This window comes from Aquamicrobium zhengzhouense, from assembly GCF_016124105.1.
GTDB lineage: Bacteria > Pseudomonadota > Alphaproteobacteria > Rhizobiales > Rhizobiaceae > Aerobium > Aerobium zhengzhouense.
In genome coordinates, this window is sequence record NZ_JADGMQ010000010.1 from 51523 (window position 1) to 76101 (window position 24579).

The window sequence follows — 24579 nt, forward strand, 5'->3', positions numbered from 1 at the left end:
GCCCTCCGCTCAAGCCGTCCAATAGTCGGTAGCGCGCATCCACCCAACTCAACAATGGTCGCGTAATACGCATTATGGAACAGACCAGTCGGGCGGTTCGCGTATGTGACCCGGCAGATAATTTGGAAGTCAAATCGGGAACATAGCTAGCATCAACATGTTCGGGAGGTCCGGTCGGCTTGGCCGAGCGGCAAAAAAAGCTTTCGTTACAGGCGAGGTACCGCGTGTTACAGCAGGTCAGAGGCGCTCATCGATACATCGGCTCTAGCAGTTCGAACGCAAAGCGTGCTGTTCAGCACCTCGACCCTGCAGAGGTTCCCCCTAAACTACTTTTCGTAACCTCGGAGATGACGGACTTCGTCAAGGTCGGCGGTCTTGGCGATGTGTCGTCTGCGCTGCCACGAGCGCTCCGCCAAACCAACGATATCCGCATCCTCATACCCGGCTACCGTCAAGTCACGGGCGGCCGCGAGATTGCGCTGGTGGCTGAGCTAGCTCCGTTCGCCGGCTTGCCCGCCTGCAGCCTCGGTCGCATCGACATGGCGGATGGGCTGGTTATCTACGTCCTGGTTTGCCCCGACCTCTTTGATCGGGAAGGCACGCCCTACGCCGACAAAAATGGCTCCGATTGGGTCGATAACGACGTCCGTTTTGCACGTCTCAGCTTTGCGGCGGCCGAAATCGCGTCGGGCGTACCGGACCTCGGATGGAAGCCGGATTTGCTCCATCTTAACGACTGGCCCGCATCCCTTGCCCCGGCCTATCTGTCCTGGCGGGGTCTTGACGTGCCGACCGTTCTCACCGTTCACAATCTGGCTTACCAGGGCTTGTTTCCACGCGAACGTTTGCCTGTGCTCGGCGTGCCGGATTCCTCCTTTCAGATGGAAGGGGTGGAGTTTCACGGTAATCTCTCTTTCCTGAAGAGCGGTCTATACTACGCCTCGCATGTCACCACGGTCAGCCAAACATATGCGCGTGAGATCACTACGCCCGAATTTGGCTGTGGCCTTGAAGGTCTCTTGCAGACGAGGGCACGACAACACGCACTCACTGGCATTTTAAACGGAGTCGATGAAAGCTGGGACGCAAGTCGCGATCCGGTTTTGCCAGCGTCCTTTACGAGCACCAATCTCAAAGGGCGCAGCATCAACGCTGCCCAAGCTCGCGAGGCATTCGGCCTGGGTGTTTCTCGTGGCCCACTCTTCGCAATCATATCGCGATTGGTGCACCAGAAAGGTATCGACCTGGCCATTCGTGCCGCTGAAGATTTTGTGCAAAAGGGCGGCCAGCTCGCCGTCACTGGTCAGGGTGATCCTTCGCTCGAGAACGCGATGCTGGACCTCGCCAAACGCAATCCTGGGAAGGTGGGCGTGAAAATTGGCTTTAACGAAGCGGAAGCCCGGTGTCTTTTCGCCGGCAGTGATTTCCTGCTCATGCCTTCACGCTTTGAGCCATGTGGCCTCTCTCAAATGTACGCGCAGCGCTATGGCTCCCTTCCCGTTGCCTACCGAACCGGCGGGTTGGCGGACACAATCGAGGATGGCGAAACCGGCTTCCTCTATTCTGAAATGAACCTGTCCGCACTGATGAACGCCGTTTCACGGGCCCTTGGTGCCTTTGCGTCGCGCTCGATGCTTTTACGCATGCGCCGAAAGGCGATGTCCCGTCCGCACAACTGGCTACACTCGTCGCGCCGATACAACCATGTCTACGAGGTTCTACTCGGGGTTCGCTGACGGAACAAAGGAGGGAAAGGGCTGTTCGCAAGGAACAATTTCCGCGAACAGCGAAATGACGAGAACGTTCAGGAACCGGAACGCCACTAATACCCCCTAGAACGGGCGGCTCGGACGCCGCCGTTCTCTTGTTCCCCGATCCCTAGGATTTTGCGGGCTTCTTTTTCCGTGACAACTGCTTTTCCACCGTAGCGCGGCTTCCCTCCGCCGGATCTTGCGAGTGTTCAGACTGCACGTCCTCCTCGCCTGCGGGCTGCTGCCCCACTGTGAGGCCGATCGCCTCTGTCACCACTTCTCCCAATCCGACAGCGTCTTCGTCCTCCACCTCGATTTCCCGACGAGCCTGGTCCCAGTTCTCGTCTTCCTGCCCTTCGCGCCGCCCTCCCCTCTCCCAGATCTCGTGCGCGCGGATACGGATACGTTTTTCACGATCAATGTCTGTCATGTGCCTCATCCTGGTCCCGAAACATGCCAAACCCGCTTCGCGCGGAATTGTTCTTGCCATCCAGCATAGCCGGCATGGAACAATGACCTTGAGAAGCTGTTCTCTAGATCCGGACACCCGGAAAGCATTTTCTTGCGAGAAGGAAAACAATAATGGCCAAGGAAAAGACCCTTGAAGATCTGTTTCACGACACCTTGAAGGACATCTATTACGCGGAACGGAAAATCCTGAAGACGCTGCCAAAGATGAAACGTGCGGCCCAGTCTGATGAATTGAAGGCCGCTTTTGAGAAGCATCGTGAGGAGACCGATGGCCAGATCGAGCGCCTGCAGCAGGTTTTTGAGCTTCTGGGCAAGCCAGCCCGCGGAAAGACCTGCGATGCAATCGAAGGCATCGTGGCTGAAGGCGAAGAAATTATGGACGAGTACAAGGGCACGGCTGCTCTTGATGCGGGCTTAATCTCTTCCGCCCAGGCCGTGGAACATTATGAGATCACTCGTTATGGCACGCTGCGTCGATGGGCCGAAGAACTTGGTATGAAAGACGCGGCCAAGCTTCTTGAAGAGACCCTCAACGAAGAAAGCAAAACCGACAGCGATCTTTCTGCACTCGCAGACGCTTCCGCGAACAAGCGGGCCAAGTCCAAGGCTGCCTGAGCGGCAACGAGGCGCGGCAGAGCCGCGCCTTCTTACCCTCCATCGCGGCCCGACTAAACCGTCTGCGGTATGTTTACTTCAAAACCATGTGGTGTAGACCCGCCACACCAGCGTAAAATTGCCGGATTTTCCGGTGTTTGCTGGTGGGGTACTTGAACCGCGAGCGATTCGCTGGAATATCGAATGTTGGGGTGGCCGTACGACAGTGGGGCAGGAAATGCCGAAACTGAATAATTCAGGCATCCGCGAAAACCAGGCTACAGGCGACAATTGCAGCCCGGGCAAAAGCGAATTTGAACTACTTCTGCGCGAAATCGAGAAGGAGCCGATCCCTGAGCGGCTTCTTGATCTTGCAATGCAGCTTCAGCGCGCGCTGGTTGCGCAACGACAGTCCGAATCAGAAGACAAGAAACCCGACCAGCATCCGCAGTAAATCCGGACACCGAGCGCCGTTGGTCGCCATGTGCTCCTCAGATCAATTGAGCAGCGGACGCGTAGTATTCTTGTAAGGTTACCTGATGGGAAGAACCCCCTCTTCCACACCAGGTGAGACGCCTTCGAAACTCCGCTTACGGCTTCTCAGTCAGCGTGTTTTCAATCGCAGCGATATTTAGTTCAAGCTGCGCCACACGCTGTAACGTGCTGTTTGCGGGTAGATCTCCGTTTTTTGCGGCCGAGAGCAAAAGCGATCGCTGCTCACTTTTCAGCCGATCGGATAGGTCCCTCAGCAAGGAGTTTTCGTCATGTTCTGTCGTTTCAAGCCCAATTAATGCCCATTTACCCCAAATCAGTAAGGCTCTCTATAGACATATTTTCGTCTCGTTCAAACGCCTCTGTATTGCTTGCAAAGGAGAATGTAGGCCTTTCGATTTGATGGAGATCATAATTAGAATCATGCTAGCGGTAAACATACAGCTTGATATTCAGCGCCGTAGATCCTTCACTTTTCGTATCTATCTATAGAGAAACCGGAGACTTTACTTGCCAACATCGGGCGCAACCTCATGAATCAGGAACACGAGGGCCAAGAAATGAAAGACACCGACAACATCCTGCTCAGCAAGGCCGAAGAAGTGACGCTAACCGCGAATATCGTCTCGGCATATGTAGCAAATAATCCGGTTCCAGCGCAAAATCTCGGGAGCTTGATCGAGGCTGTCCACGAATCGCTGAAGCGGCTGGGGCAGGAGGCTCCTCTCGTCGAGGAGCAGCAGGCACGCCCGGCCGTGAACCCGAAGCGCTCTGTCCAGAGGGACTATCTCGTCTGCCTCGAAGACGGAAAGAAGTTCAAGTCGCTCAAGCGTCACCTGATGTCACATCATGGCCTGACGCCGCAGCAATATCGCGAGAAATGGAACTTGCCCGCAGACTATCCGATGGTCGCTCCCGATTATTCGGCGCAGCGCTCGGACCTGGCGCGCAAGGTGGGACTTGGGAAACGAGCCGGCGAGGAGCCGGAGCCGGTCAAGCCCAAGCGTGGCCGTCCCAAGAAATCGTCCACCTGACCGCGCTGGCAGCACTCGCATTCCTCAGCATCGCTGCAGGGCAGCAGCGCTACGCAATCTGGATAATCTCTAGCTCGTGCTGCCCAGCACGAGCCACGTCTCCCACTCCCTTGCCGAGCAGCGCCAAAGCCACCGGCGAACCGTGCGAGAGAGTGCCTTGAGCCGGGTCTGCCTCGTCTTCCCCAACGATCTGGAAAGTCTGTACGCGACCGTCATCTCGCTCGAACGTCACCGTATGTCCGAAGGAAACAATTTCGTTTGAGGCTGGCAGCGGGATCAATTGCGCCGTGCGAACTCGTTCGGCGAAATATTGCGCGTCCCTGTAGGGCACCGCCGACATGCGCCGGCGCTCATTGACGTCCTCGACGCGGTTTGCCTCTTCCAGTAGTTCCTGCGCGCGAGCAAGCTCACCCTGCAGCATCTTCAGCCCCTTCTCGGTTACGAGATTTGGGCGACCGGAAATTGGCCTTGGAGGCAAAATGGTCTCCGACGCAGCTTCCGCACTTTCTTCCTTCACAAATGCAACGCTCACATCGATTCTCCTTTCGCATTCAACGCCAGCGAAGAAACGCTGAACGCATCTGATCAAAGGACCACATAGGACGAGCGCGCAATGTTTTTCAAATCCGGTTCATTTTCGCCGCTTCAGAAAACCCGCTGCGCCGTCCTCGGATATGCCAATTGCGGTGAGCCGGTCCTCGCTGAAATCATCTCCGTTGATCGGACAAACGGTTGAGAACCCGCTGACCAGCACATCCGCCGTCCCGAGATAATCCACGACGTCCTTACGCTCCAGCGAGGGGCTGGCAGCACAGGCAAATCTACCGTTTGAAATGAACGCCACAAGGCGCACCGCTTGCTTTGTATCAGTTGCAGCGCTCCAGCCGATCAGTCGCAATGCACCGGCGTCCAATGCAATGTGCTCGACATAACCGAACGAGGCATTCGCGACCCTATGTGCTTCACCGGACGCTGAAACCAGCATCTTGCCGTCGTCCTCCAACCGGAAGCTCTCGGCCTCAACCTCCACAGGAAGCATGACGACTCCCTGGCCGGCCTCGTCAGCGAGAAGATAGGCTTCAATCTTGTTGCCGCCCTCCTAGAAAATCTCCGGCGGCAACAGCATGCTCACGTACGGGGAGCCAGCCTTTGCAGGTCGAGGTGATGCAAGGCGGCCGCCTTCAACTCGGAGAATGACCACTCGTAGGGGTACGAGATGAACGGAACACGTTCATGCTCAATGAGGTAGGCGGCACCGGGGAACGCGTAAGGCCACTCGGCACGGGGAACTTCACGGCTGTTCACAATTCTGCCTTGTGAAGTAAATTCTTCAATAACACCCGAGTCGCGGACCACTTCATAAGCGTCACGCGCGACTTCATTCACCGTTCTGAAGATCCGCGAGCCTATTGTATAAACACTTCCTGATCAAAAAAATTTGGACCGGGGTAACATTCCGCAGTTCGCCGGCGAACCTGAAAAACAGTGAATGACTGTTTCGTCGTTGTGGCTGCGGTCCCGTTGAAGAAAATACACGAAACCCGGGAGCCGCTTTCGCTGCCCCCGGGTTCGCTACTTCGTCGATAAGGTTTGTCTAGGCCTCAGCCACGCCAGCTGAGGAAGCGCTTTTCGATCAGGCCAATGATCCAATTCGTGATCAGGCCCATCACCGACAAAATGGTCACGCCGGCAAAAAGGCGCTCAAGATCATAAAGCGACCCGGCTTCAAGGATGTAAGAACCCACGCCATATTCTGCACCTAGCATTTCGGCAGCGACCAGCAGGATGATGGCGATGGAGATTGAGACACGCAATCCGGACAGTATTGCAGGGAAAGCTCCCGGCAATACGATCTTGCGTACGATCGACCACCAGGAAAGACCAAAGCTTTGCCCCATACGGATCAGGCTGCGATCAACGTTATCGACAGCGCCATAGGTTGCCACGACGGTTGGCGTGAACGTGCCAAAGGCGATCAGCGCATATTTGGAGGCTTCATCAATGCCGAACCAGATCACAAACAACGGCAGAAGCGCGATCTTCGGCACCGGGAAAAGGGCAGCAACCAGCGGCACCAGGCCGGCCCGTACAAAGCTGAACAGCCCGATCAACACGCCCAGCGAGACGCCTGCGAGGATCCCCAGCAGGCCACCGACAAACAGCCGCTCCAGAGAGGGAAAAAGGTGCTTCCAAAGAAGGCCTGTCGTGTAGAGATTGCCGAAAGTCTCCAGAACCGCCGACGGACGGGGTAGCGTGAGAGAAGAGATGACGCCACTGCGCGTGCCCAACTCCGCCAGCGCAATCAGCACGACGAAAACGATCAGTCCTATTCCGCGAACATGTTTCGGCTCAAAGCCGCGCCCACGGAACTCGACAGGACGAACTACCGCATCAGACATCCACCAACTCCTGATCTGCTGCTGCCGCCTCTTCGTGCATCAGGTCCCAGAGCAGTTTTTGCTTGGCGGCAAGTTCCGGATTGGCGAGATCGCGCTCGGACAGCGGAATATCGATATCGACGATTTCGCGGATGCGGCCCGGGCGGCGCGACAAAACCACGATGCGATGCCCAAGGCGTACGGCTTCGGCAAGGTTGTGGGTGACGTAGACGGCAGTAAATGGCTGGCGCTCCCACAGCGTCACCAAGTCGTCCATCAACAGCTCGCGCGTTTGGCTATCGAGCGCCGAAAGAGGCTCGTCCATCAACAGCACTGCCGGGCGCACCGCCAGGGCTCGGGCAATGGCAACACGCTGCTTCATGCCGCCAGACAGCTGCTTTGGAAGTGCACGCCGGAAATCAGACAGGCGGGTACGCGCCAACACGTCCGAGATGATCGCCTCACGCTCGGCCCCGGAGAGCCTGTGCTCTTCAAGCGGCAGCGAGATGTTGCCCTCCACCGTACGCCACGGCAGCAGCGCAAAATGCTGGAACACGTAGGTGAGCGGGTTGAGTGAATCCGCGGGCGGCTCCCCTACCTGCACGATCGCCCCCTTGGCCGGCTGCTCGAGCCCGCCGAGAAAGCGCAGCAACGTGGACTTCCCGCAGCCGGAAGGCCCGATGACGCAGACAATTTGTCCCTGAGGGATATCAAGTGAGATGTCATGCAACACTTCGAACGATCCGTAAGTGTGGCTGACGTTTTCGATCCGCAAATCCATGCAGGTCTCCAGCGGAGGCCGATCTACGGCCTCCGATTACCAGTTTCAGTGAACGAGATCAGATGACGTCGACGTAAGAGGTGTCGAACAGCATCTCAGGGGTGATGTTGCCCTTGACCATTCCTTCAGCCTTGAACCAATCAAGCTGTTCGGTGACCGAGTTCAGCGAGAGGGCCAGGTTGCTGTTGATCCGCATCGAACCTTCAACGAGATTGTTCTTCGCCTGCTCGAACGGGAGGTCGGACTCGACATATTTGTGGCAGATCTTGGCGATTGCATCGACCTCATCCGCATCAGCGGTCCGGTCGACGAAAGCCTTGTTGTAGTCTTCGACGGCGCGGGCATAAGCCTTGATGAAGGCCTGTGTCTTCTCACGTTCATTGGCAGCGTTGTTGGTCGAGGTAAAGACCGTCGTGACCTGATAGTCGGGCGCGTAGTCTGAAACCAGACCGATCTGCTTCGCGGCATTCTCCGCAATCATCTTCTTGCTGATTGATGGCTGGATAGCCCACGAGTCGATCTGGTTGGAAGACAATGCGCCAACAATCGCGCCGACCTTCTGCAGCGGACGCAGGGAGATGTCGGAGAGCGAAATGTTGTTTGCCTGCGCAATCTTGTGCGCCATGAAGTGGAAGGATGAGCCCGTCGTGGTAATGCCGAACGTCTTGCCTGCCAGTTCCTTCGGATGGGTGAGACCTGCCTCATATGCCTTGTTAGAGGCAAGGATGATGGCGCCCACCAGTCCCTTTTCTTCGGTCAGCGCACCGCCAATGACCTTGACGGCTTCCTTCTCAGCCAAGCTGATCAGGCCACCGCTCATTGCAGTGATGCCAAAGTCCGCATCGCCCGAAGCAATCGCGACGGCCATCGGCTGGGCAGCTTCGAAGTACTTCAGCTCAACGTCAAGGCCAGCTTCCTTGTAGTAGCCACGCTCAAAAGCGATGAAGCTCGGCGCATGGCTGGCGAGGCGCATGACGCCGACATTGACCTTCGTGTTTGCACGCGCGGGCAGACCAAAACCAACCAAAGCGGAGGTCGCACCGAGGCCCAGCAGCGTCTGACGGCGGTTAAGGGTAAATTTCATCTAAGTAATCTCCTTCCCAAGAGCGGATATGGACGTCATCTTATCGGGGGGTGGTCGCCTCCTAGCACGATTATCAAGCAATCTAGAAGACTTCGTCGTCGCACCCCATAGGCTGACTTTACGTCAGCGGTGAAAAGTCTGTCGGCTTCAGGACAGATGACTTTAGGTCAACCACCGCGTCGAGTTCCTTGTTCTTGGCGCTGAACGCGGCCCAGCGCGGGTCAGCTGCCATCTTTGCGCGTCGGGCGGCGCGATCATCGAGGCTTTCATAAGCCCAGATGTGAACGACCTGGTTCACTTCTCCGAACTCGGTCGTGAAGAAACCGACCAGATTGCCCAGGATCTCCTTTTGCACCGGAAGCGCCTCGGCTTTGTAGAGAGCCAGCCAGTCGCCCATCTTCAAGGGGCGCAGTGTATAGGTGCGCATTTCGTAAATCATCGCATTTCCTCTCAGTTGCGAGTGGTCTTCTTCGCTGCGTCGAGCGCCGCGAGATATCCGAAAGTGAGTGCCGGCCCCAGCGTGATCCCGGGCCCGGGATATGTGCCGTTCATCATGGAGTTCATATCGTTGCCGACCGCGTAAAGCCCAGCAATCGGCACGTTCTCGCCATCAAGAACCCGCGCGCTCGCATCCGTCCTCAGCCCACGCGCAGACCCCAGATCGCCGGTAAAGATTCTGATCGCGTAGAAGGGCCCCTTTTCCAGCGGCGCGAGGCAGGCATTCGGCTTATGGTCCGGGTCACCCATGGAAACGTTGTATGACGTCCCACCACGGTTGAACTCCGGATCGGTCCCCTTGACGGCACTGGCATTGAAATTCTCGACCGTTGCGCTCAGTGCGTCGGCGTCGACCCCGATTTTCGCGGCTAGTCCCGAGACGGTGTCTGCTTCAACGAGATAACCAGATTGGATCAACTCCAAATTGGACACCGGAGCCGGACGCGCTAGGCCCATGCCGTAAGCACTGAGTGCGGTTTGATCGCAAATCAGGAAGCAGGGAGAATTCGCGGCCTGGTTGGCCTGCATCGCCATGACGAAGCGGTGGTAAGAATCCGCCTCGTTTACGAACCGCCGTCCAAGTTTGTTGACAGCGATAATGCCCGGTTTCGCACGATCTGTGACAAGATGAGGAAACAACTCCTCCCGGCCGTCAGCGTGGACGCGTACCGAAACGGGCGCCCAGTAAAAATTCGAAACCAGGTCATCGCCAACAACGCCACCGACCACGCTGGCAAGCTCGATGCCGTCGCCGACATTGCCGGCAGGGGACATGGAGCGATGGGACCTGTCCGTGTGATCCCGCCATCTTTCAGCGCCTGAAGAGGCACCGAAGCCGCCCGTCGCAAGGACAACGCCGCAGGTGGAGCGAATTTCCTGCCCATCCTCAAGGACGACACCACAAATTGCGCCATTCTCTTCAATCAGGCGGGCCGTTCGTATTTTCGTTTTGAGCTCAACGCCGAGGTCGAAGGCGGAGCGAACCAGGCGCGCGACCAGCGCGTTACCCACCACAAGGCGCGTGCCCCTGTCATAAGACAGACGATCCTTGGCATAGCGTGCGATCAGTTTCATGCAGTGCATGAAAGAGGCCAGGGACCGGCGCATGTTCAGGAAATGCTGAACATCGACGCGATTGACCATCATACCGCCAAATAGCAGCATGCCCTCCGGTGGCTTGCGCAATTCCCGAAACCGTTCGCCGAGATTACTGCCGTCATATTCGAGAACCTCAAGCGCGCGTCCACCATCGGACGAACCCGCAATCTCCATATGATAATCCGGCGAGAAAGGCCGTACCTTGAACTTAAGCTCGGTGCTCTTCTCCAGGAAAGCGAGCGCCTCAGGCCCACGCTCAAGAAAGGCATCGACGAGTTCCGTGTTTGCGCCATCGCCGATGATGTTGCGAAGGTAAGTTCGTGCCGTAGTCGTTGCGGAATCCAGTCCGGCTGCAACCGCCTGCTCGTTACCTGGGACCCAGATTGTCCCGCCCGAGATCGCCGAAGCCCCGCCAAAATGGGCTTCCTTCTCAAGCATCAGAACGCGAAGACCTTTATGTGCAGCCGTTACTGCAGCTGCAAGGCCACCCGCACCGCTTCCCAGCACGATCAAATCGTAGCTACGCGCCGTTTCAATGCCGCTCATATTTGCTCCCCCAAAGGCTCCTCGTCAGATGAGAGCGCCCTGCTCTTTTAGCCGTGCCTGCAAGGTCGCGACATCCAACCCGCCATCGGCTTCCAACGCAGCTGAAATGCCTGCGGCATGGCCAGTGGCAAACGCGGTGCCCATTACTCGGACCGAGCCATAGGCCTTCGCATCCGCGCCAATCACACGCCCTGCGAGGCGCAAGTTTTCGATTTCGGCTGCTTCAATTGCCCCGGCCCGGATATCGAAGAAGCCCTCGCCACCGACCTCAACGAAGCGCGCGCGCCCTGGCGCTTCATGCACTTCCATCGGCCAGCTTCCGCGAGCAATGCCGTCAGCATGACGAAGGCCTTCCACGACGTCCCGTTCTGTAACGTCAGCGCGTGAGAATGGGCGCCGGGTCTCTCGGATACCGATCTGCGGACCGCTCGAGGCAAGATAAGCCTTCTCGAAGCCGGGATGACGACGCAGAACTTCCAGGTTCGTCCAGGCCAGTTCTCGCGCCTCGAACTCGGCATTCGTCAAGCTTTCGCTGGTGACGCCATCGGTCTCAAGGTCGATCGCCATCCACCACGTCTCGCCTGAGATGGGCAGTGTAACCAGAACGCCGCCATCGGCCCGAAGGATCGGAAGGCGCGCGGTCTTGTTGTGCTCTGCAATCAGCTCGGCCATCAGCTTGCGATCGAAGATCGTACCGTCTTTGACGCCACCAATGCGGATTGGCATTGATGCTGCCTGGACCGCAGACGGCGATCCGCCCGGCTGGCTGAGCGGGACGCCCGCCAGCGTCGCCAGCGTTGCCTCGCCGCTTGCATCCACAAACGCACCCGCTTCGACCGTGACGATCCCGGAATGATCAACAATATCGACGCTGCGGATCCGACCATCCGATACGTTCGCGCCGATCAGACGGGAATGCAGACGAACTTCCACATTGTTCTTGCGCGCGAGCCGGTCAAAGCCAAGCTTTGTGGCTTCCGGGTCAAGCATCACCACCCAGTATCCGCTCTTTGAGACGATGGGTGCGGTGTCCGCCCCGATCGCCGCCAATTCCTCGAGCAGCGCCTTTCCTACGCCAAAGACGGTCTGCCGCTGCTCCTGGCCACGCGCATAAAATCCGCAGTAGGCCAGGACGAGCGAGTTGGTCGCCGCCCCGCCCATGAAACCGTAACGTTCGACCAGAAGCGTGCGCGCTCCCGAACGAGCCGCACCTACCGCTGCAGCGATACCGCCTGCCCCTGCACCGGCAACAACCACATCGTAAGTCTCGGTTTTTCTGCTCATCAACCTATCCAAATCTACATTCCGGCGCGCTAGAGCACACCCATATGCCTGCCCAGCAGGCCAAGCTGCGCGCGCGCCATCTCGGGTCCGGTCTGGATCTTCAGACCACGTGCCTTCGCGGCTTCGAGGAACGGTGTCATCTCCGGAGACGTGACCACGTCGGTCACCAAAGCCGTATCCTTGAGCGCCTCTATATGAAGCCGGCCAATCGGAAGTGGGTCGCTCGCCTTCATGCCAAGCGGCGTGGCATTGGCGACCAGGTCATAATTACCTATGTCGCCGCAGACGGTTGAGATGTTGGCACCAGGGAAGTCCTCGCGGAGACGCGCGGCCAACTGTTCGCCGCGGGCAACGTCAATCTCGGAGATCGCAAGCTCTGCAACTCCTGCCTCACAGAGCGAATAAGCGATTGCGCTTCCCGCTCCGCCGCTACCGACGAGAAGCGCCTTCTTGCCGGCCGGTTCAAAACCGTTGTTTTGAAGGGCAGCCAGATAGCCGAGGCCGTCCACCATGTCGGCGACCAGGCGACCGTCCTGCTCACGACGGACCACATTGGCTGCACCAAGCGCCTTCACCCGCGACGTGACATCGTCAGCCAAGGCAGCGACAGCCTGCTTGTGAGGAATCGTAACTACGAATCCGTCGAGATTATCCCATCGCCGCGCAAGTTCTACAAAGCCTGCGACTGCTTCTGAAGAAATATCCATCGCAATCATCGCGTGATCACGGTCCATCTCGGCAAAAGCTCTGTTGAAATTTTCTGGAGATTTTACCTGCGCAATCGGCGTTCCGATTATCGCTACAAGGCGCGTGCTACCCTTGATCATGCGCAATTCCTCCACGAGCTTATCAAGCCATGATGCCCATCCAGCTATCGCCCATCTTCCACCATCATTTCCAATACGATATGAGGGCACCTATATAACGTGAAGTTATCAAGCGAATTGCAGGCGGAAGCGGGAATGGCACGGCCAAAGCTCAAAGAACGTCAAATCGAGGTCTTCCGCACGGTCATGGCGACCGGCTCACTGACGGCCGCTGCCCAGCAATTGGGGGTATCCCAGCCCAGCCTAAGCATGACCATTCGTCGCTTCGAAGACGAATTGTCCACGACGCTGTTTGAACGCATCGGCGGCCGCCTGGTCCCCACTGACGAGGCCAAGCTGATCTTTGTCGAGGTAGATCGCGTTTATGGACAGTTCGACCGCCTGTCGGATGCAATCCACGCGATCGCACGGGGCGACAATTCCGTTTTCCGCTTCGGAACGACCCCAAGTATTGGGATGCGACTCCTTCCCAAGGCGCTGAGCAAGCTTCGCGGCGACGCGCCATCACGTGTCTTCTATTGTGATTTCCTGCCTCAAAAGGACATCCGCGATTATCTTCTTTTCGGACAGGGTTCCTGTGTAACGAGCATCGCGCCCGCCGAAGATCCCAACCTCGACTGCACCGTCTTCGCGAAAGGCGGGCTTTATTGTGTAATGCCAAAAGGCCACCGTCTCGCAGGCGAGAAAATCATTTCACCTAGCGACCTCGAGGGAGAAGTGCTGATCTCCTTCAATCCGAACACCACGCATGGGCGTTACATTGACGCAACGTATGCGCGCGCAAACGTAGAGCGCGAGACACACGTCTATGTCCACTTCGTCGAGGCGGCGCTGTCATTCGTGGCCGAGAATATCGGGGTCGCGATCCTTGACCCGTATTCGGTCCTCGACTGCGAGCGGTCCGGGCTGGTAGCGCGCCCGTTAAAGGACAGCGTTGACGTACCTGCCTACCTCTATTGGTCGAAATTTCGCCCCCGGTCGAAGGCTACAGACGAACTCGCCGCCGCGCTCGTGGATATGGCTCGTCAAAACGGAATCGAAACAGCATGAAACGCTGATCTCCACGCCTTTCCGCTTCATTCTGGGCCAAACGGTAACCCAAGTTCAACCCTTCGGGTCCAAGGTCATCCGGCCCCCTTCCCGTGTCCCGTGTCACAAGCTCCGGTTGCCATGATCAATAAGCTCAACGCCCTGCCCCGCTACGCTATTTTCATCAGCCTCGGCATCGTCACCGTGCTGTTCCTGATCGCTGCTACTGGCGAAATCTGGTGGCTGGTGCCGGCTGCGATCTCCGGTGCCCTCTTCGGCCTCGGGGTCCACGACGTGACCCAGCGCCGCCATTCGATCCTGCGCAATTATCCAGTCGTCGGCCATATCCGTTTCGTACTGGAGAATTTTCGGCCGGAGATCCGGCAGTATCTCATCGAAAGCGATCATGACGAGATTCCCTTCAGCCGTCAGGCAAGAGCGCTTGTCTATCAGCGCGCGAAGGGTGACGAGGACAAACGGCCATTTGGGACCATCGAAAACGTCTATACGTCGGGCTATGCCTGGCTGACGCATTCGGCGGTACCGACGCACATCACCGACACTGATTTTCGCATCACCGTTGGCGGGCCAGACTGCAGACAACCGTACCGTTCCTCCCTTCTCAACATCTCGGCGATGAGCTTCGGTTCGTTGTCAGCAAACGCCATCCTCGCGCTTAACTCGGGTGCGAAGAAGGGCGGGTTTGCACATGACACTGGCGAAGGCAGCATCAGCCGCTATCACCGGGCTGGCGGTGGTGACCTGATCTTCCAGGTTGCATCGGGATATTTCGGTTGCCGCAACGACGACGGGACGTTCTCGCCCGAGCGTTTCCGCGCCTTGGCTGCCGATCCGCAGATCAAGATGATCGAAATCAAGCTGAGCCAGGGAGCGAAGCCGGGTCATGGCGGGATGCTGCCAGCGGCAAAGATTACGCCCGAGATCGCGGAAGCCCGCGGCATCCCGATGGGCATCGACTGCATATCTCCAGCCGCCCACAGCACCTTCTCCACGCCGACCGGGCTGATGGAATTTGTCAGCCAGCTTCGCGAGCTCTCGGACGGCAAACCTGTTGGCTTCAAGCTGTGCATCGGTCACCGCCGCGAATTTATGAGTATGGTCAAAGCCATGCTCAAGAGCGGCATCGCTCCCGACTTTATCGTTGTTGATGGTGCAGAGGGAGGAACCGGCGCTGCTCCGGTCGAATTTACCAACCGCGTCGGTATGCCTATGCTGGAAGGATTGACCTTCGTCCACAACACCCTCCGCGGAGCCGGATTGCGTGACCGTGTCAAGATTGGCGCGGCAGGCAAAGTGGTCTCGGCCTTCGACATTGCGCGTGCCATCGCGCTGGGAGCAGACTGGTGCAATGCGGCACGAGGGTTCATGTTTGCCATTGGCTGCATCCAGGCTCAATCCTGCCACACCAATCGCTGCCCGGTCGGCATCGCTACCCAGGATCCGAACCGGCAGAAGGCGCTCGACACCGGTGACAAGAGCGATCGAGTTGCGCGTTTCCACAGCAATACAATGAGGGCGCTGGGGGAGATTGCAGGAGCGGCCGGCCTGAGCAACCCAAGCGATTTCATGCCTTATCACTTCATGTTCCGGCAAACGGATCATGAGTTCCTGGATGGCAACGAAGCCTATCCGTATCTTCCCGAAGGCTTCCTGCTCAGCGAGGATGCGATTCCGGAGCTGGCGGATTGGTATAGCCGCTGGGATCGCGCCAATCCGGACAGCTTTGCGCCGCCTGAAATTCCTCACGGGCCTTTTCAGGTCCGCAGCGCGGCCTGAGCGGGCGGGGCTGACTCTTCAGGTAAACTGATCGGGGTTCTGGTTCCGATCAGTTCACAAGCCACCCGACCCTACGATCCATCGCCGGGGATTGAGCGCGCCGGCATGAACGTGTCGCGACCTCAGATCCGGATCGACTTGACCTTGGATGCTAGGCGACGCAGTTCTTCGCCATCCGGATGTGCATCGGCTACGTCGGCGATCCGCTGCCAGACCGCACGAAGATAAAGCCCTATGGTCTGACCCGCGAAGTCGTGCGCGAGTTCTGCTGGATTGTCGCTCGAAACAATCATCGCACGACGAGCCTGCCACTCCGCGATAGCCCGCTCAGCCCAGTCACCACCATCTGCCAGCCGCTCGATCAGCGCGATAAAGGCATCTGCGCCTGCCCCGCCCTTCTGCGTCAGGCACCTTGTTGCAAGCTGAAGGGCATGAATGCCGTTCGCACCTTCATAGATGGCGGTAATGCGAGCATCGCGCCAGCACTGTGACAGCCCATATTCGGTGAGATAGCCGTATCCGCCAAGGATCTGAATTCCAAGATCAGAAGCCCGGATGCCTGCCTCGGTGCCAAAGATCTTGCAGATCGGCGTCAGGAAATCGATGAGTTCCACCGGTGCACCGCGCAGGGACTCCACCAGAGCTACGTGGCTCATCGCGCGTGCGCCGAGCGCAAGAATTCGCTGCTCATCCAGCATGCGGCGCACATCTGCATGATCGATAAGATGAGCCGGGCTACGATCGGCGCGACGGCCTTGAACCCGCGTCGCCGCATAGGTCGAAGAGATCGCATGGGCGCGGCTCGCATGAGCAACCCCTTGCATCGCAACGTCAATGCGCGCGTGGTTCATCAGAATGAACATGGCCGCGAGCCCCTGCCCCTCAACGCCGACCAGCTCCGCACGGGCATCGTCAAATCGCATCTGGCAGGTAGGAGAAGCGTGCAGGCCCAGCTTCTCCTCGATCCGCGTGATGGTGACACCGTTGACCTTGCCATCGACATGCGCCGGAACAAGGAACAGCGACAGCCCCTTCAACCCGGTTTCCATCGGCGCAGTCCGAGCAAGCACCAGATGCAGAATGTTCTCGGACATGTCCTGATCACCGCCCGAGATGAAGATCTTTTCGCCGTCGATGCTCCAGCCGGCGGCATCCTGCGTCGCAGCACAGCGGATGCGCGCAAGATCGGAACCGGCCTCCGGCTCCGTCAGGCACATGGTCGCCAGATATTCTCCGGAGATCAGGCGAGGGATCCAATTGTCCTGCTGCTCTCGGCTTCCCTGGTGCAGAAGGGTCGAGACAGCACCCGGTACGAGGCCCGAGACCATCTGAAGCGAGTGGTTCGCGCCCGCGAATATCTCCGTGATCGCCGCTGCAGTCACAGCGTCGACGTTCTGACCGCCAAATTCTTCGGGCGCGGCGAGGCCGAGCCAGCCATCACCCGAAAGCTTTTGATAAGCTTCGCGGAAGCCGTCCGGCATGATCACACGGCCATTTTCCAGACGGCAACCTTGCGCATCGCCCAGAGCATTTATCGGTGCGAGCACTTCCGCCGCGAATGCCGAGAAATGCGTGATGATCGCCTCACCGGTCTCGCGATCCCACTCCGCTTCTTCAGCCCGCGCCACATGGCTTAGTGAAAAGAGAATGTCGTCAATCGGTGCTTCAAAGGGGGTCATGTCGCTCAGCCTCCACTGCGAGTTGCCGGCATCGCAATGTCGTGCGCGCACGCTTCATCGCCCGACGGACTGAAAGATGCCAACTCGCCTCATCGATACAGCAGCAGATAGTTATGCGCAATAATAGTTTCCTCGGACACCGATAATTCGGTATCGTCAACTTCATGCTCGCTCAGGTAGCGATGGCAGTTCTGAAAACGGATCGAAGCACTCAACACCCAGCGGTTGGAAATGGCGGATATTTCGCGTCACAACCGTGAGACCCATGACCTTCGCGGTGGCTGCAATCGCAATATCCTCAAAACCCGGCTGATGGGCACGCGCTTCGTCCATAATGGCACCAGCCGCCGCCGCGCACCGAACATCGAAGGGCAGGATACGATCCGCATAGATGTATTCGATGCTCGCCCACCAGTCAGAAAGAAGGGCCGACTTGGTCGTCGCCCCTTCCCGCTTGGCCTTAGCAATGCCAGCCTGCGCCTCCGCGGCAGTGATTACCGAGAGGTAGAGGAACGGGCTCGCTCGATCGAGCCAATCGACAAGTTCAGCCGCAGTAGCGCGCTTTGAAGGAGCAAGCGCGGATATAACGTTGGTGTCGAGGAGAAACATGCCTTCAATCACGCTCCGCGCGAAATCATCTGGGGCCCGGCAGCGCTAGAGGTCGATATCGCGCAAGCCCTCACCACGCGCCGGAAGGTCGCTATCCTCTCCCGGAAAAGCCGCCAGCAATCGCCCGAGGCTCGGGACCTGCGACAGTTTCTCGTACTCTTCGAAAGACAGGACCACGACTTCCTTGCGACCGTGCCGTGTGATGATTGCCGGGTTTCCGCGCACTGCCTGGTCAACCACGGCGGAAAACGTCGCCTTGGCGTCCTTTAGCTGGATTTCACGCATGAGCGCCTCCTGTGACCACTGTGGTCATATATAGAACTGGCGAGGACGCACCGCAAGACTTCAACGCATCAACGGCATGAATCTTTGGCGCGAAACCGATTCATCCTTTGCGTTGGACAGAGCGCAGGTAAATTTTCACTCTGCGCACATGAATATCCCAGCCCCACTTCTCCTTTACCGCCAGGACCCGGCGCGCAATATGGCCCGCTTCTATCATCTGTCGATCGAGCCGACCTTATTCGGCGAGATTGCACTTGTGCGTGCTTGGGGCAGGATCGGAACGAAGGGCCGCCAGCTTCTCGAGTTTCACGACGATGCCCTTCGAGCGCAGGAGGCATTTGAAAAGCTCGCGCGCAGGAAGGAAAGACGTGGCTACACAGCCTGCCGCAGATAACTTCTTGATGCTGACGACGCCACCCAGCGTTACAGGTCTTTCAGAGCCAAGATCTGGCTCATCCCGCCTACCTGATCTGCAAAAAGGTCCCAGACGCCGCGCGCGCCCTTTTCCCACGCACCCCGGTCCTCTGCAGCGTAGAATATTGCGCCTTCCTTGCTGACCGCTTCGACAGAACTGCGCTCATCCGCTTCCATCAATTCATTGAAGTAGGTTGCCCCCTCGACAGCCGCAGAAGTGAAAACCTCCTGCTCTTCGCGACTGAGCCGCGACCAGAACTGACTTGAGAAGACCACTGAGCCTGCGGCGTGGATATGAGCTGTTTCCGTCACGTGAGGCACAACTTCATGCAGGCGGAAGCCGGCATAGGCTGACTTCGTCAGGTCCATTGCATCAACATGGCCGGTCGAAAGTGCATTGTAGGTTTCGGTGATCGGCAAAGCGATGGGCAAAGCGCCAAGATCTTCCCACAGCTGCGCGTGAAGCGGGCTCTGGATGATGCGGATACGCTTGCCTTGGACCGATTTTGGCGTCGGCAGCGGTTCCGTCGAGAGCAGATGCCGCGCACCGTAGTACACGAAGGCTGGGGCGACGATCCCTTGCGCCGCGAGTTGAACCTGCAAGCTCGTTCCCGCGTCCGCGGCCAAGGCAGCGTTGAGGTGTTCTACGTCGCGGAACAGGAAGGGCAGATCGAACAACTGGGTCTCCGGCACCCATGTGGACAGGTTAGAGAGAGTCGAGAGGCTTGCTTGGATCGAACCAAGGCGGATTCCCTCCACAACCTGCTTCTCACCCCCCAACGCAGCATTCGGGACGATATTGAAGGCAAACCCGCCCGGCAGTTCCTTCTCGACAGCATCCGCGATGTGACGCCAGATCAGCGTCTCCGGCTTGTCCTCACCCAGCAAGGAAGCTGCGACGATCGTGGTAGCTGCGTGTGCCCTTCCGATCACGGCCGGCGCAGCCAGCCCGAGTGCCAGCGAACCGAGAAATTTGCGGCGGCTGTGGTTCATGTGAGTTCCTTTCATCAGAAGATTTTGGGCAGTGCGACTGCCGCCACGCTGAGGCACAGCAAGGCCAAGAGGAGCGCCAGAAGGTAGGGAAGAACCGCGTAGAACAGGCGGACCGCTGGAAGGTGTGTGGCCGCGCTCACCACTTGAACCAGAATGCCGACAGGAGGCGTCAGACCACCAATCATCAAATTGACGACGAGAATGACGCCGAAATTTACCCGGTCGATCCCAACTGCAAGTGCAACTGGAAGGAGAATAGGAGCAAACAGCAAGATTGCAGCGCCGATATCGAGAACAAGGCCGACCACAAGCAGCAGGAGACTGGCTGCCAGCATCACCATGTAAGGGTTATCGCCGAGCGAGCGTGCCAGCACAGCGGCTGATGCTGCCACACCGTCGACTGCGATCAGAAAGGCAAGCGGCGATGCAGCACCGATCAGCATGACGATTGAGGCTGCCTCCGTCGCCGACTGCCGGAATGCCTCGAGAGCGCGTCCAAGGGAACGCTGGGCGAGAAGAACAGCGCCAAGCGTGTAAAGTGCCGCCATTCCGGCTGCTTCAGTCGGAGTGACAATTCCGAAGCGGATCCCGAGCACGACCAAAAGTGCGAGACCGAACACTGGCAATGCCCGGAATGCCAACGTTCTGCGAGGAAGAGGGTCCACGGGCGGAGGCGCGACATTCCCGGACGCCAGGCGAATAGCGATTGCGAGTGCAGCGGCCAAAAACAGCCCGGCGACCAACCCACCTATCAACAACGGACCAACGGGCAGATTGGTGGCCGTAGCGAGGATGAAAAAGGCGATCGAAGGCGGGATGATGTTGTCGAGCACCGCGGTAGCCGCAATGATCGCCGCTGCGCGTTCAGGAAGATAACCATTTGCAACCAGCGGCCTCTGGAAAGTCTTGGCGCTGAAGGCCGCATTGGCGATCGACGAGCCGGAGATCCCCGAGAACATCACGCTGGTCAGCAAGACGGTCTGCCCGAGCCCCGCCTTGCGCCTCCCAACAAGCGAAGCAGCGAACCTGACAAGGTCGTCAGCGAGCCCGGAAACGATGAGCAACCCTCCTGCCAGGAGAAAAAATGGAATTGCCAGCAAAAGGTACCGACCGATTCCGCCCAACAGCGAAAGAGCCAGCGCAGGTTCGACCAACGGACTACCGAAAATCAGCGCGACATGGCCGGCCAGAATGAAAGCGTGAGGCAGCGGCGCAGCTACAATAATCGCCACTCCAATCAAACATGCCGCAGCCGCGCTGGGTGGAAGGGTGCTGATCGGCTTTCCAAAAGCGACGGTCAAGGCCGGTATCGATGCCAGCAGAAAAACCACAGCCAGGTAGCGCCAACTCACTTTTTGCGACACGAGCGTCATCAGTCGGATAACAAGTGCGAGGCCGCCGCCTACCGCGAGTGCCGCAGGCCTCAGCCACTCCCCGATGCCGAGAAGCGGAGAGGTTCCCCCTACCTGCATCGCTGCTTTCACGCCTGACAAGAGAAGCGTCAGGCTTGCGGCCCAGACAATTGCCTCCGCGATCACATCTCGGACCAATTGGAATGTCGAGCCTTCGCGCGGGCGGAACAGTTCGATCCGCATCGCCAGGGGGCCTCCCGCGACGAGCGGGAAGCCGAGACACGTTAGCAGGACGAGCATCCACACCAGCGATTCCTCAGTCCCGACGTGACCGGTACCGAAGCCATAGCGCATGACGATCGAAGTCGCAGACAGCGCCAGCATTGCCAGCAGCGTCAGACCGCACGCATCGGCCAGCATTCTCTGGAGCCGGGTGTGATTGCTCGTCACAGCGATCCTCAGTCCCACCAGCGATGGAAGTGATGAACGGGACCGCTGCCCTTGCCGACCTTCATATGCTGCGCGGCATCAAGCGCGGAGTGAAGAAACGACTTGGCTTCACGAACCGCATCAATAAGTGAAAGCCCCCGGGCCAAACCTGCGGTTATCGCTGCCGAAAGTGTGCAGCCTGTTCCATGGGTGTTCCGTGTATCGATCCTCGGAGCAGAAAGCCTGGCAATATCTTGCCCGTCAAACAAGATATCGACGCTTTCAGGCCCCGTTCCATGGCCGCCTTTGACCAAGGCCGCCCCGGCTCCCATGTCCACCAGGGCGCGCGCCTGCACGATCATCTCGTCTTCTGTCCGGGCAACCGGCAGCCCCGTAAGCAACGCCGCCTCGGGAAGATTGGGGGTTACAATCGCCGCTTGCGGCAGAATCTCGGCTTTCAGCGTGTCGATCGCATCCTCTTGCAGAAGACGATCTCCCGAGGTTGCAACCATGACGGGATCGACAACCGGCCGAAGCCGGTAATGACGCAGCCGCTGCGCGATCGTGACGATAGTCTCCGCCCTCGAAACCATTCCGATCTTGGCTGCGCCGACATTCATGTCGTCTAAGATTGCATCGATCTGAGCCGCGATAATCCCGGACGAGATATCTTCAAGCGCCGTCACACCTTGGGTGTTCTGGGCGGTAATGGCCGTGATGGCGCTGGTGCCGAATACACCCAGCGCAGAGAAGGTCTTCAAGTCAGCCTGAATGCCGGCCCCGCCACCACTGTCGGAGCCAGCGATCGTTATGGCAATGCACGTCATTTGCCGCGCGCCTCCAGTGCCGCATCAACGGCGCTGCGCAGTTCGGACGTTGCAACCGCAACATCGGGTGCTCTGAAGATTGACGCAATCGCCGCGACTCCATCGGCACCGGCACGCACGACCTCTCCAGCACGTTCCGCATCGATGCCGGCAATGGCTCCAAGCGGCATATTGGGGCGAGCCGCGGCAATCCGCTGGCTCAGCGCTGAAAAGCCGTCGATCCCTACCGGCGCATCGGCGTTTTTCTTTGACAATGTGTCGAACACCCCGCCGATGCAGGCGTAATCGATCGGCGCTGCGATTGCTGTGTCCGCATCCGCCTCGTTTTTCACCGTCAGGCCGATGATTGCGTCTGGCCCAAGCAGCCTTCGAGCAATCTCGGGGGCCATGTCATCGCGGCCGATATGTACGCCCTCAACTTCGGCCGCCAGGGCAACATCAATGCGATCGTTGACGAGGAGCGGAACTCCGGTTCCTGCCAGCGCTTCGCGAATTGCCTTGGCCTGAAGGATCATCTCGCGCGTAGATGCGTCCTTGTCGCGATACTGGATGATTGTCGCGCCGTTTCGGGCCGCAATTCCAGCAAGTTCTGCGAGATTTCCAACGTCACGCAGGCTGCCATCAATGATCGGGTTCAGCCTGTAATCAACCTTGGTCATGACTAATCCTTGCCCTTTTCAAAATGTCGTCGGGAGAAATTGCGTGCAGCGCATCGAGGAGTGCCGGTTCGAAGCTGCCTGGCCCACGCGCGTGGTCAGCCGCCAATTCAGACGCCACCCCGAAAGCCAGCAAAGCCGATGCAGCACTAAGGTGCGGATCCTCACCCAGTGCGAGAAAGGCCGCGATCACGGCACCTGAAAGGCAGCCAGTGCCGGTCACCTTGGCTGTGAGCGGATGGCCGTTCTCAATGGTGATGGATTGTGCCCCCTTGCGGACGACGTCATGCTTTCCGGTCCGCACACCCACCACATCATCGGACACTTGAAGCAGCCAGAACTCAGCTTCGTTCGCGCGCAGGATGGGCGTACCTTCTCGCAGCAATTGCTGTGCGAAGGTGGCTCGCGAAGCAGAGTAGTCGCAATGCGCGGGGTCGAGCACCCATGGGCGGCCAAGCCGTGCAGACGCGCTGACACCCAAGGTGATCGAGGTTCTGCGCTGACTGTCCAGCGTTCCAAGATTGACGCTAAGAGCATCGGCCTTTTCGACGAATGCCTCCACTTCCTCCGGTGAAGAGGTCATGGAAGGAATAGCGTCAATCGCTGAAAGGCCGTCCGCGACAAGCTTTTGAACGACAGTGTTCATGAGGCAGTGAACGCGCGGGCGAGTATTGCGCACGCGTTCCAGCGCTGCCGCGGCGTGGCGCACAAATTCTGAAGACGTGAGCCCGCTCATGGCAGCTCCACCGCAATGTCCTCGACTTGAGGCGCGGCAGGGATCAGCCCGCTTTCAGCCATGAACGCACCGAAGCGTTCGTAGCGTGCATTGTCCAGTGCCGCCGGACGCTTGGCAAAACGTGGCAATGTGTCGATCCACGCCTGACGGTTGAGCTCATCATCAAGCTCCGGATAGGCGCGGATGAACATCTGCCACGCCTCCTGCGGGTGGTTCGTCAGGTAGATTGCCCCCTGCTCAACCGCCTCCAGGAAACGCTTCAGCCGATCATCGCTTAACAGATCGGTCCGCGTGACGAAGATGAGTTCGTCGTAGACAGGAACGCCATTCTCCTCAGGAAAGAACGAGCGGCCCTCATGGCCTTCAAGGCGCATCTGCGTCAGCTCGAAATTTCGAAACCCGCCAATCGTCGCGTCGACCTGACCGGAAAGAAGCGAAGGAGTCAGCGCAAAGTTGACGTTGACGAGTTCGACGCTGGAGAGGTCGATCCCTGCCCCTCCAAGCATGCGCTTCAGCATCGCGTCCTCAAATCCGGATACGGAAAAGCCGATGCGCTTCCCCGCCAGATCGGCAAGCTCCTTCACCGGACCATCTGCGAGAACCGTCAGTGTGTTCAGCGGTGTCTCCACCAAGGTTCCGAAGCGCACGATCGGCACGCCCGCCGCGTGATCGAGGTAGAGGTTCGGCTGATAGTGAACGCCGATTTCGGCCTGCCCCGCACCAACTGCGCGCGGCACCATGGATGGATCCGCAGGTGGCAGCAGCTCCACATCCAACCCAGCCTTTTCAAACAAGCCAAGTTCTTGCGCAACGACCAGCGGCGCGTGATCGGGGTTTACAAACCACTCCAGCAACACAGTCAGCTTGTCGTCCGCATACGAGCTCCCCAGAGAGGAGAGGAGCAGCGCGGCGGCTGCAAGGCTTCGACGGATCAT

Annotated in this window: 27 protein-coding genes; 7 read left to right on the top strand and 20 right to left on the bottom strand. The window is 58.5% G+C overall.

Annotation, left to right across the window (positions count from 1 at the left end):
- Window positions 1–224 precede the first annotated feature (224 nt).
- A complete protein-coding gene (gene glgA, locus IOD40_RS13760; RefSeq protein ID WP_198477187.1) occupies window positions 225–1736 on the top strand; it encodes a glycogen synthase GlgA in 1512 nt (503 codons plus the stop codon).
- A 142-nt stretch (window positions 1737–1878) separates the two neighbouring features.
- Here glgA and IOD40_RS13765 read toward each other — a convergent pair whose 3' ends face one another.
- Window positions 1879–2181 (bottom strand): DUF2934 domain-containing protein, encoded by a 303-nt coding sequence (locus IOD40_RS13765; RefSeq protein ID WP_198477189.1) that lies wholly within the window; start codon window positions 2179–2181, stop codon window positions 1879–1881.
- A gap of 152 nt (window positions 2182–2333) precedes the next feature.
- Between IOD40_RS13765 and IOD40_RS13770 the strand changes: the two genes are divergently transcribed.
- The 3 genes from IOD40_RS13770 (at window position 2334) to IOD40_RS13780 (ending at window position 4342) form a co-directional block, all read left to right on the top strand.
- A complete protein-coding gene (locus IOD40_RS13770; protein WP_198477191.1) occupies window positions 2334–2837 on the top strand; it encodes a YciE/YciF ferroxidase family protein in 504 nt (167 codons plus the stop codon).
- Between the two features lie 217 nt (window positions 2838–3054).
- A complete protein-coding gene (locus tag IOD40_RS13775; protein ID WP_198477192.1) occupies window positions 3055–3270 on the top strand; it encodes a hypothetical protein in 216 nt (71 codons plus the stop codon).
- A gap of 598 nt (window positions 3271–3868) precedes the next feature.
- The gene (locus tag IOD40_RS13780; RefSeq protein WP_198477318.1) at window positions 3869–4342 is read left to right on the top strand and encodes a MucR family transcriptional regulator; all 474 of its coding nucleotides are present in this window, start codon (window positions 3869–3871) and stop codon (window positions 4340–4342) included.
- Window positions 4343–4391: 49 nt separating this feature from the next.
- Here IOD40_RS13780 and greA read toward each other — a convergent pair whose 3' ends face one another.
- The 10 genes from greA to IOD40_RS13830 form a co-directional block, all read right to left on the bottom strand.
- The gene (greA, locus tag IOD40_RS13785; protein WP_198477194.1) at window positions 4392–4874 is read right to left on the bottom strand and encodes a transcription elongation factor GreA; all 483 of its coding nucleotides are present in this window, start codon (window positions 4872–4874) and stop codon (window positions 4392–4394) included.
- Between the two features lie 99 nt (window positions 4875–4973).
- A complete protein-coding gene (locus IOD40_RS13790) occupies window positions 4974–5381 on the bottom strand; it encodes a hypothetical protein (RefSeq protein WP_198477196.1) in 408 nt (135 codons plus the stop codon).
- Window positions 5382–5470: 89 nt separating this feature from the next.
- On the bottom strand, window positions 5471–5647 hold the full coding sequence (locus IOD40_RS13795; RefSeq protein ID WP_198477323.1) for a hypothetical protein: 177 nt from the start codon (window positions 5645–5647) through the stop codon (window positions 5471–5473).
- Between the two features lie 296 nt (window positions 5648–5943).
- Window positions 5944–6741 (bottom strand): ABC transporter permease, encoded by a 798-nt coding sequence (locus IOD40_RS13800; protein WP_198477198.1) that lies wholly within the window; start codon window positions 6739–6741, stop codon window positions 5944–5946.
- Window positions 6734–7501: an ABC transporter ATP-binding protein gene (locus tag IOD40_RS13805; RefSeq protein WP_198477199.1), complete on the bottom strand. Its 768-nt coding sequence runs from the start codon at window positions 7499–7501 to the stop codon at window positions 6734–6736. Before IOD40_RS13805 ends, IOD40_RS13800 begins: the two co-directional genes overlap by 8 nt.
- 58 nt (window positions 7502–7559) lie before the next feature.
- On the bottom strand, window positions 7560–8585 hold the full coding sequence (locus tag IOD40_RS13810) for an ABC transporter substrate-binding protein (RefSeq protein ID WP_198477200.1): 1026 nt from the start codon (window positions 8583–8585) through the stop codon (window positions 7560–7562).
- Window positions 8586–8703: 118 nt separating this feature from the next.
- Window positions 8704–9024 carry an NIPSNAP family protein gene (locus IOD40_RS13815; RefSeq protein ID WP_198477201.1) on the bottom strand — a complete coding sequence of 107 codons (321 nt, stop codon included), beginning with the start codon at window positions 9022–9024 and terminating at the stop codon, window positions 8704–8706.
- Between the two features lie 11 nt (window positions 9025–9035).
- Window positions 9036–10727 (bottom strand): FAD-dependent oxidoreductase, encoded by a 1692-nt coding sequence (locus IOD40_RS13820; protein WP_198477202.1) that lies wholly within the window; start codon window positions 10725–10727, stop codon window positions 9036–9038.
- A 24-nt stretch (window positions 10728–10751) separates the two neighbouring features.
- The gene (locus tag IOD40_RS13825; protein ID WP_233713990.1) at window positions 10752–12011 is read right to left on the bottom strand and encodes an FAD-dependent oxidoreductase; all 1260 of its coding nucleotides are present in this window, start codon (window positions 12009–12011) and stop codon (window positions 10752–10754) included.
- A gap of 29 nt (window positions 12012–12040) precedes the next feature.
- The gene (locus IOD40_RS13830) at window positions 12041–12838 is read right to left on the bottom strand and encodes a shikimate dehydrogenase family protein (protein ID WP_198477204.1); all 798 of its coding nucleotides are present in this window, start codon (window positions 12836–12838) and stop codon (window positions 12041–12043) included.
- A 135-nt stretch (window positions 12839–12973) separates the two neighbouring features.
- Here IOD40_RS13830 and IOD40_RS13835 point away from each other — a divergent pair, with 135 nt between their 5' ends.
- Both IOD40_RS13835 and IOD40_RS13840 read left to right on the top strand, forming a co-directional pair.
- Window positions 12974–13888, top strand: coding sequence for a LysR family transcriptional regulator (locus IOD40_RS13835; protein ID WP_198477206.1), 915 nt, complete (start codon window positions 12974–12976; stop codon window positions 13886–13888).
- A gap of 120 nt (window positions 13889–14008) precedes the next feature.
- On the top strand, window positions 14009–15664 hold the full coding sequence (locus IOD40_RS13840; RefSeq protein ID WP_198477208.1) for an FMN-binding glutamate synthase family protein: 1656 nt from the start codon (window positions 14009–14011) through the stop codon (window positions 15662–15664).
- 122 nt (window positions 15665–15786) lie between these two features.
- Here the strand turns inward: IOD40_RS13840 and IOD40_RS13845 are convergent, their stop codons facing one another.
- The 3 genes from IOD40_RS13845 to IOD40_RS13855 all read right to left on the bottom strand — a co-directional run bounded on the left by IOD40_RS13845 (window position 15787) and on the right by IOD40_RS13855 (window position 18237).
- Window positions 15787–17343 (bottom strand): acyl-CoA dehydrogenase family protein, encoded by a 1557-nt coding sequence (locus IOD40_RS13845; protein ID WP_198477209.1) that lies wholly within the window; start codon window positions 17341–17343, stop codon window positions 15787–15789.
- 162 nt (window positions 17344–17505) lie between these two features.
- The gene (locus IOD40_RS13850) at window positions 17506–17952 is read right to left on the bottom strand and encodes a type II toxin-antitoxin system VapC family toxin (protein ID WP_198477211.1); all 447 of its coding nucleotides are present in this window, start codon (window positions 17950–17952) and stop codon (window positions 17506–17508) included.
- Between the two features lie 45 nt (window positions 17953–17997).
- Complete coding sequence (locus tag IOD40_RS13855) at window positions 17998–18237, bottom strand: type II toxin-antitoxin system Phd/YefM family antitoxin (protein WP_198477213.1); 240 nt, start codon at window positions 18235–18237, stop codon at window positions 17998–18000.
- A gap of 148 nt (window positions 18238–18385) precedes the next feature.
- Between IOD40_RS13855 and IOD40_RS13860 the strand changes: the two genes are divergently transcribed.
- Window positions 18386–18631 carry a WGR domain-containing protein gene (locus IOD40_RS13860; RefSeq protein WP_198477215.1) on the top strand — a complete coding sequence of 82 codons (246 nt, stop codon included), beginning with the start codon at window positions 18386–18388 and terminating at the stop codon, window positions 18629–18631.
- Between the two features lie 29 nt (window positions 18632–18660).
- On the opposite strand, the gene IOD40_RS13865 is transcribed toward IOD40_RS13860, so the two are convergent.
- The 6 genes from IOD40_RS13865 to IOD40_RS13890 are packed head-to-tail and all read right to left on the bottom strand — an operon-like array spanning window position 18661 to window position 24579.
- Window positions 18661–19644: a TRAP transporter substrate-binding protein gene (locus IOD40_RS13865; protein WP_198477216.1), complete on the bottom strand. Its 984-nt coding sequence runs from the start codon at window positions 19642–19644 to the stop codon at window positions 18661–18663.
- A 14-nt stretch (window positions 19645–19658) separates the two neighbouring features.
- Window positions 19659–21416: a TRAP transporter large permease subunit gene (locus tag IOD40_RS13870; RefSeq protein ID WP_210336921.1), complete on the bottom strand. Its 1758-nt coding sequence runs from the start codon at window positions 21414–21416 to the stop codon at window positions 19659–19661.
- Between the two features lie 38 nt (window positions 21417–21454).
- On the bottom strand, window positions 21455–22252 hold the full coding sequence (thiD, locus tag IOD40_RS13875; protein ID WP_198477220.1) for a bifunctional hydroxymethylpyrimidine kinase/phosphomethylpyrimidine kinase: 798 nt from the start codon (window positions 22250–22252) through the stop codon (window positions 21455–21457).
- Window positions 22249–22911, bottom strand: coding sequence for a thiamine phosphate synthase (gene thiE / locus IOD40_RS13880; RefSeq protein ID WP_198477224.1), 663 nt, complete (start codon window positions 22909–22911; stop codon window positions 22249–22251). Before thiE ends, thiD begins: the two co-directional genes overlap by 4 nt.
- On the bottom strand, window positions 22898–23644 hold the full coding sequence (locus tag IOD40_RS13885; protein WP_198477225.1) for a hydroxyethylthiazole kinase: 747 nt from the start codon (window positions 23642–23644) through the stop codon (window positions 22898–22900). The genes thiE and IOD40_RS13885 overlap by 14 nt, the downstream gene beginning before the upstream one ends.
- Entirely contained in the window at window positions 23641–24579 is a 939-nt protein-coding gene (locus tag IOD40_RS13890) for an ABC transporter substrate-binding protein (RefSeq protein ID WP_198477226.1), read from the bottom strand. Before IOD40_RS13890 ends, IOD40_RS13885 begins: the two co-directional genes overlap by 4 nt.

Excerpts from the sequence above, each read along its gene's own strand:
- IOD40_RS13775 (WP_198477192.1), top strand. The coding sequence starts at position 3,055 with ATGCCGAAACTGAATAATTCAGGCATCCGCGAAAACCAGGCTACAGGC.
- IOD40_RS13860 (WP_198477215.1), top strand. The coding sequence starts at position 18,386 with ATGAATATCCCAGCCCCACTTCTCCTTTACCGCCAGGACCCGGCGCGC.
- IOD40_RS13845 (WP_198477209.1), bottom strand. The coding sequence starts at position 17,343 with ATGACCCCCTTTGAAGCACCGATTGACGACATTCTCTTTTCACTAAGC.
- IOD40_RS13870 (WP_210336921.1), bottom strand. The coding sequence starts at position 21,416 with ATGCTGGCCGATGCGTGCGGTCTGACGCTGCTGGCAATGCTGGCGCTG.
- IOD40_RS13825 (WP_233713990.1), bottom strand. The coding sequence starts at position 12,011 with ATGAGCAGAAAAACCGAGACTTACGATGTGGTTGTTGCCGGTGCAGGG.
- IOD40_RS13815 (WP_198477201.1), bottom strand. The coding sequence starts at position 9,024 with ATGATTTACGAAATGCGCACCTATACACTGCGCCCCTTGAAGATGGGC.
- thiD (WP_198477220.1), bottom strand. The coding sequence starts at position 22,252 with ATGACGTGCATTGCCATAACGATCGCTGGCTCCGACAGTGGTGGCGGG.
- IOD40_RS13770 (WP_198477191.1), top strand. The coding sequence starts at position 2,334 with ATGGCCAAGGAAAAGACCCTTGAAGATCTGTTTCACGACACCTTGAAG.
- IOD40_RS13830 (WP_198477204.1), bottom strand. The coding sequence starts at position 12,838 with ATGATCAAGGGTAGCACGCGCCTTGTAGCGATAATCGGAACGCCGATT.
- IOD40_RS13885 (WP_198477225.1), bottom strand. The coding sequence starts at position 23,644 with ATGAGCGGGCTCACGTCTTCAGAATTTGTGCGCCACGCCGCGGCAGCG.
- IOD40_RS13765 (WP_198477189.1), bottom strand. The coding sequence starts at position 2,181 with ATGACAGACATTGATCGTGAAAAACGTATCCGTATCCGCGCGCACGAG.
- IOD40_RS13890 (WP_198477226.1), bottom strand. The coding sequence starts at position 24,579 with ATGATCCGTCGAAGCCTTGCAGCCGCCGCGCTGCTCCTCTCCTCTCTG.
- thiE (WP_198477224.1), bottom strand. The coding sequence starts at position 22,911 with ATGACCAAGGTTGATTACAGGCTGAACCCGATCATTGATGGCAGCCTG.
- IOD40_RS13855 (WP_198477213.1), bottom strand. The coding sequence starts at position 18,237 with ATGCGTGAAATCCAGCTAAAGGACGCCAAGGCGACGTTTTCCGCCGTG.
- IOD40_RS13790 (WP_198477196.1), bottom strand. The coding sequence starts at position 5,381 with ATGCTTCCTGTGGAGGTTGAGGCCGAGAGCTTCCGGTTGGAGGACGAC.
- IOD40_RS13820 (WP_198477202.1), bottom strand. The coding sequence starts at position 10,727 with ATGAGCGGCATTGAAACGGCGCGTAGCTACGATTTGATCGTGCTGGGA.
- IOD40_RS13800 (WP_198477198.1), bottom strand. The coding sequence starts at position 6,741 with ATGTCTGATGCGGTAGTTCGTCCTGTCGAGTTCCGTGGGCGCGGCTTT.
- IOD40_RS13780 (WP_198477318.1), top strand. The coding sequence starts at position 3,869 with ATGAAAGACACCGACAACATCCTGCTCAGCAAGGCCGAAGAAGTGACG.
- IOD40_RS13850 (WP_198477211.1), bottom strand. The coding sequence starts at position 17,952 with ATGTTTCTCCTCGACACCAACGTTATATCCGCGCTTGCTCCTTCAAAG.
- IOD40_RS13840 (WP_198477208.1), top strand. The coding sequence starts at position 14,009 with ATGATCAATAAGCTCAACGCCCTGCCCCGCTACGCTATTTTCATCAGC.
- IOD40_RS13865 (WP_198477216.1), bottom strand. The coding sequence starts at position 19,644 with ATGAACCACAGCCGCCGCAAATTTCTCGGTTCGCTGGCACTCGGGCTG.
- IOD40_RS13810 (WP_198477200.1), bottom strand. The coding sequence starts at position 8,585 with ATGAAATTTACCCTTAACCGCCGTCAGACGCTGCTGGGCCTCGGTGCG.
- IOD40_RS13835 (WP_198477206.1), top strand. The coding sequence starts at position 12,974 with ATGGCACGGCCAAAGCTCAAAGAACGTCAAATCGAGGTCTTCCGCACG.
- IOD40_RS13805 (WP_198477199.1), bottom strand. The coding sequence starts at position 7,501 with ATGGATTTGCGGATCGAAAACGTCAGCCACACTTACGGATCGTTCGAA.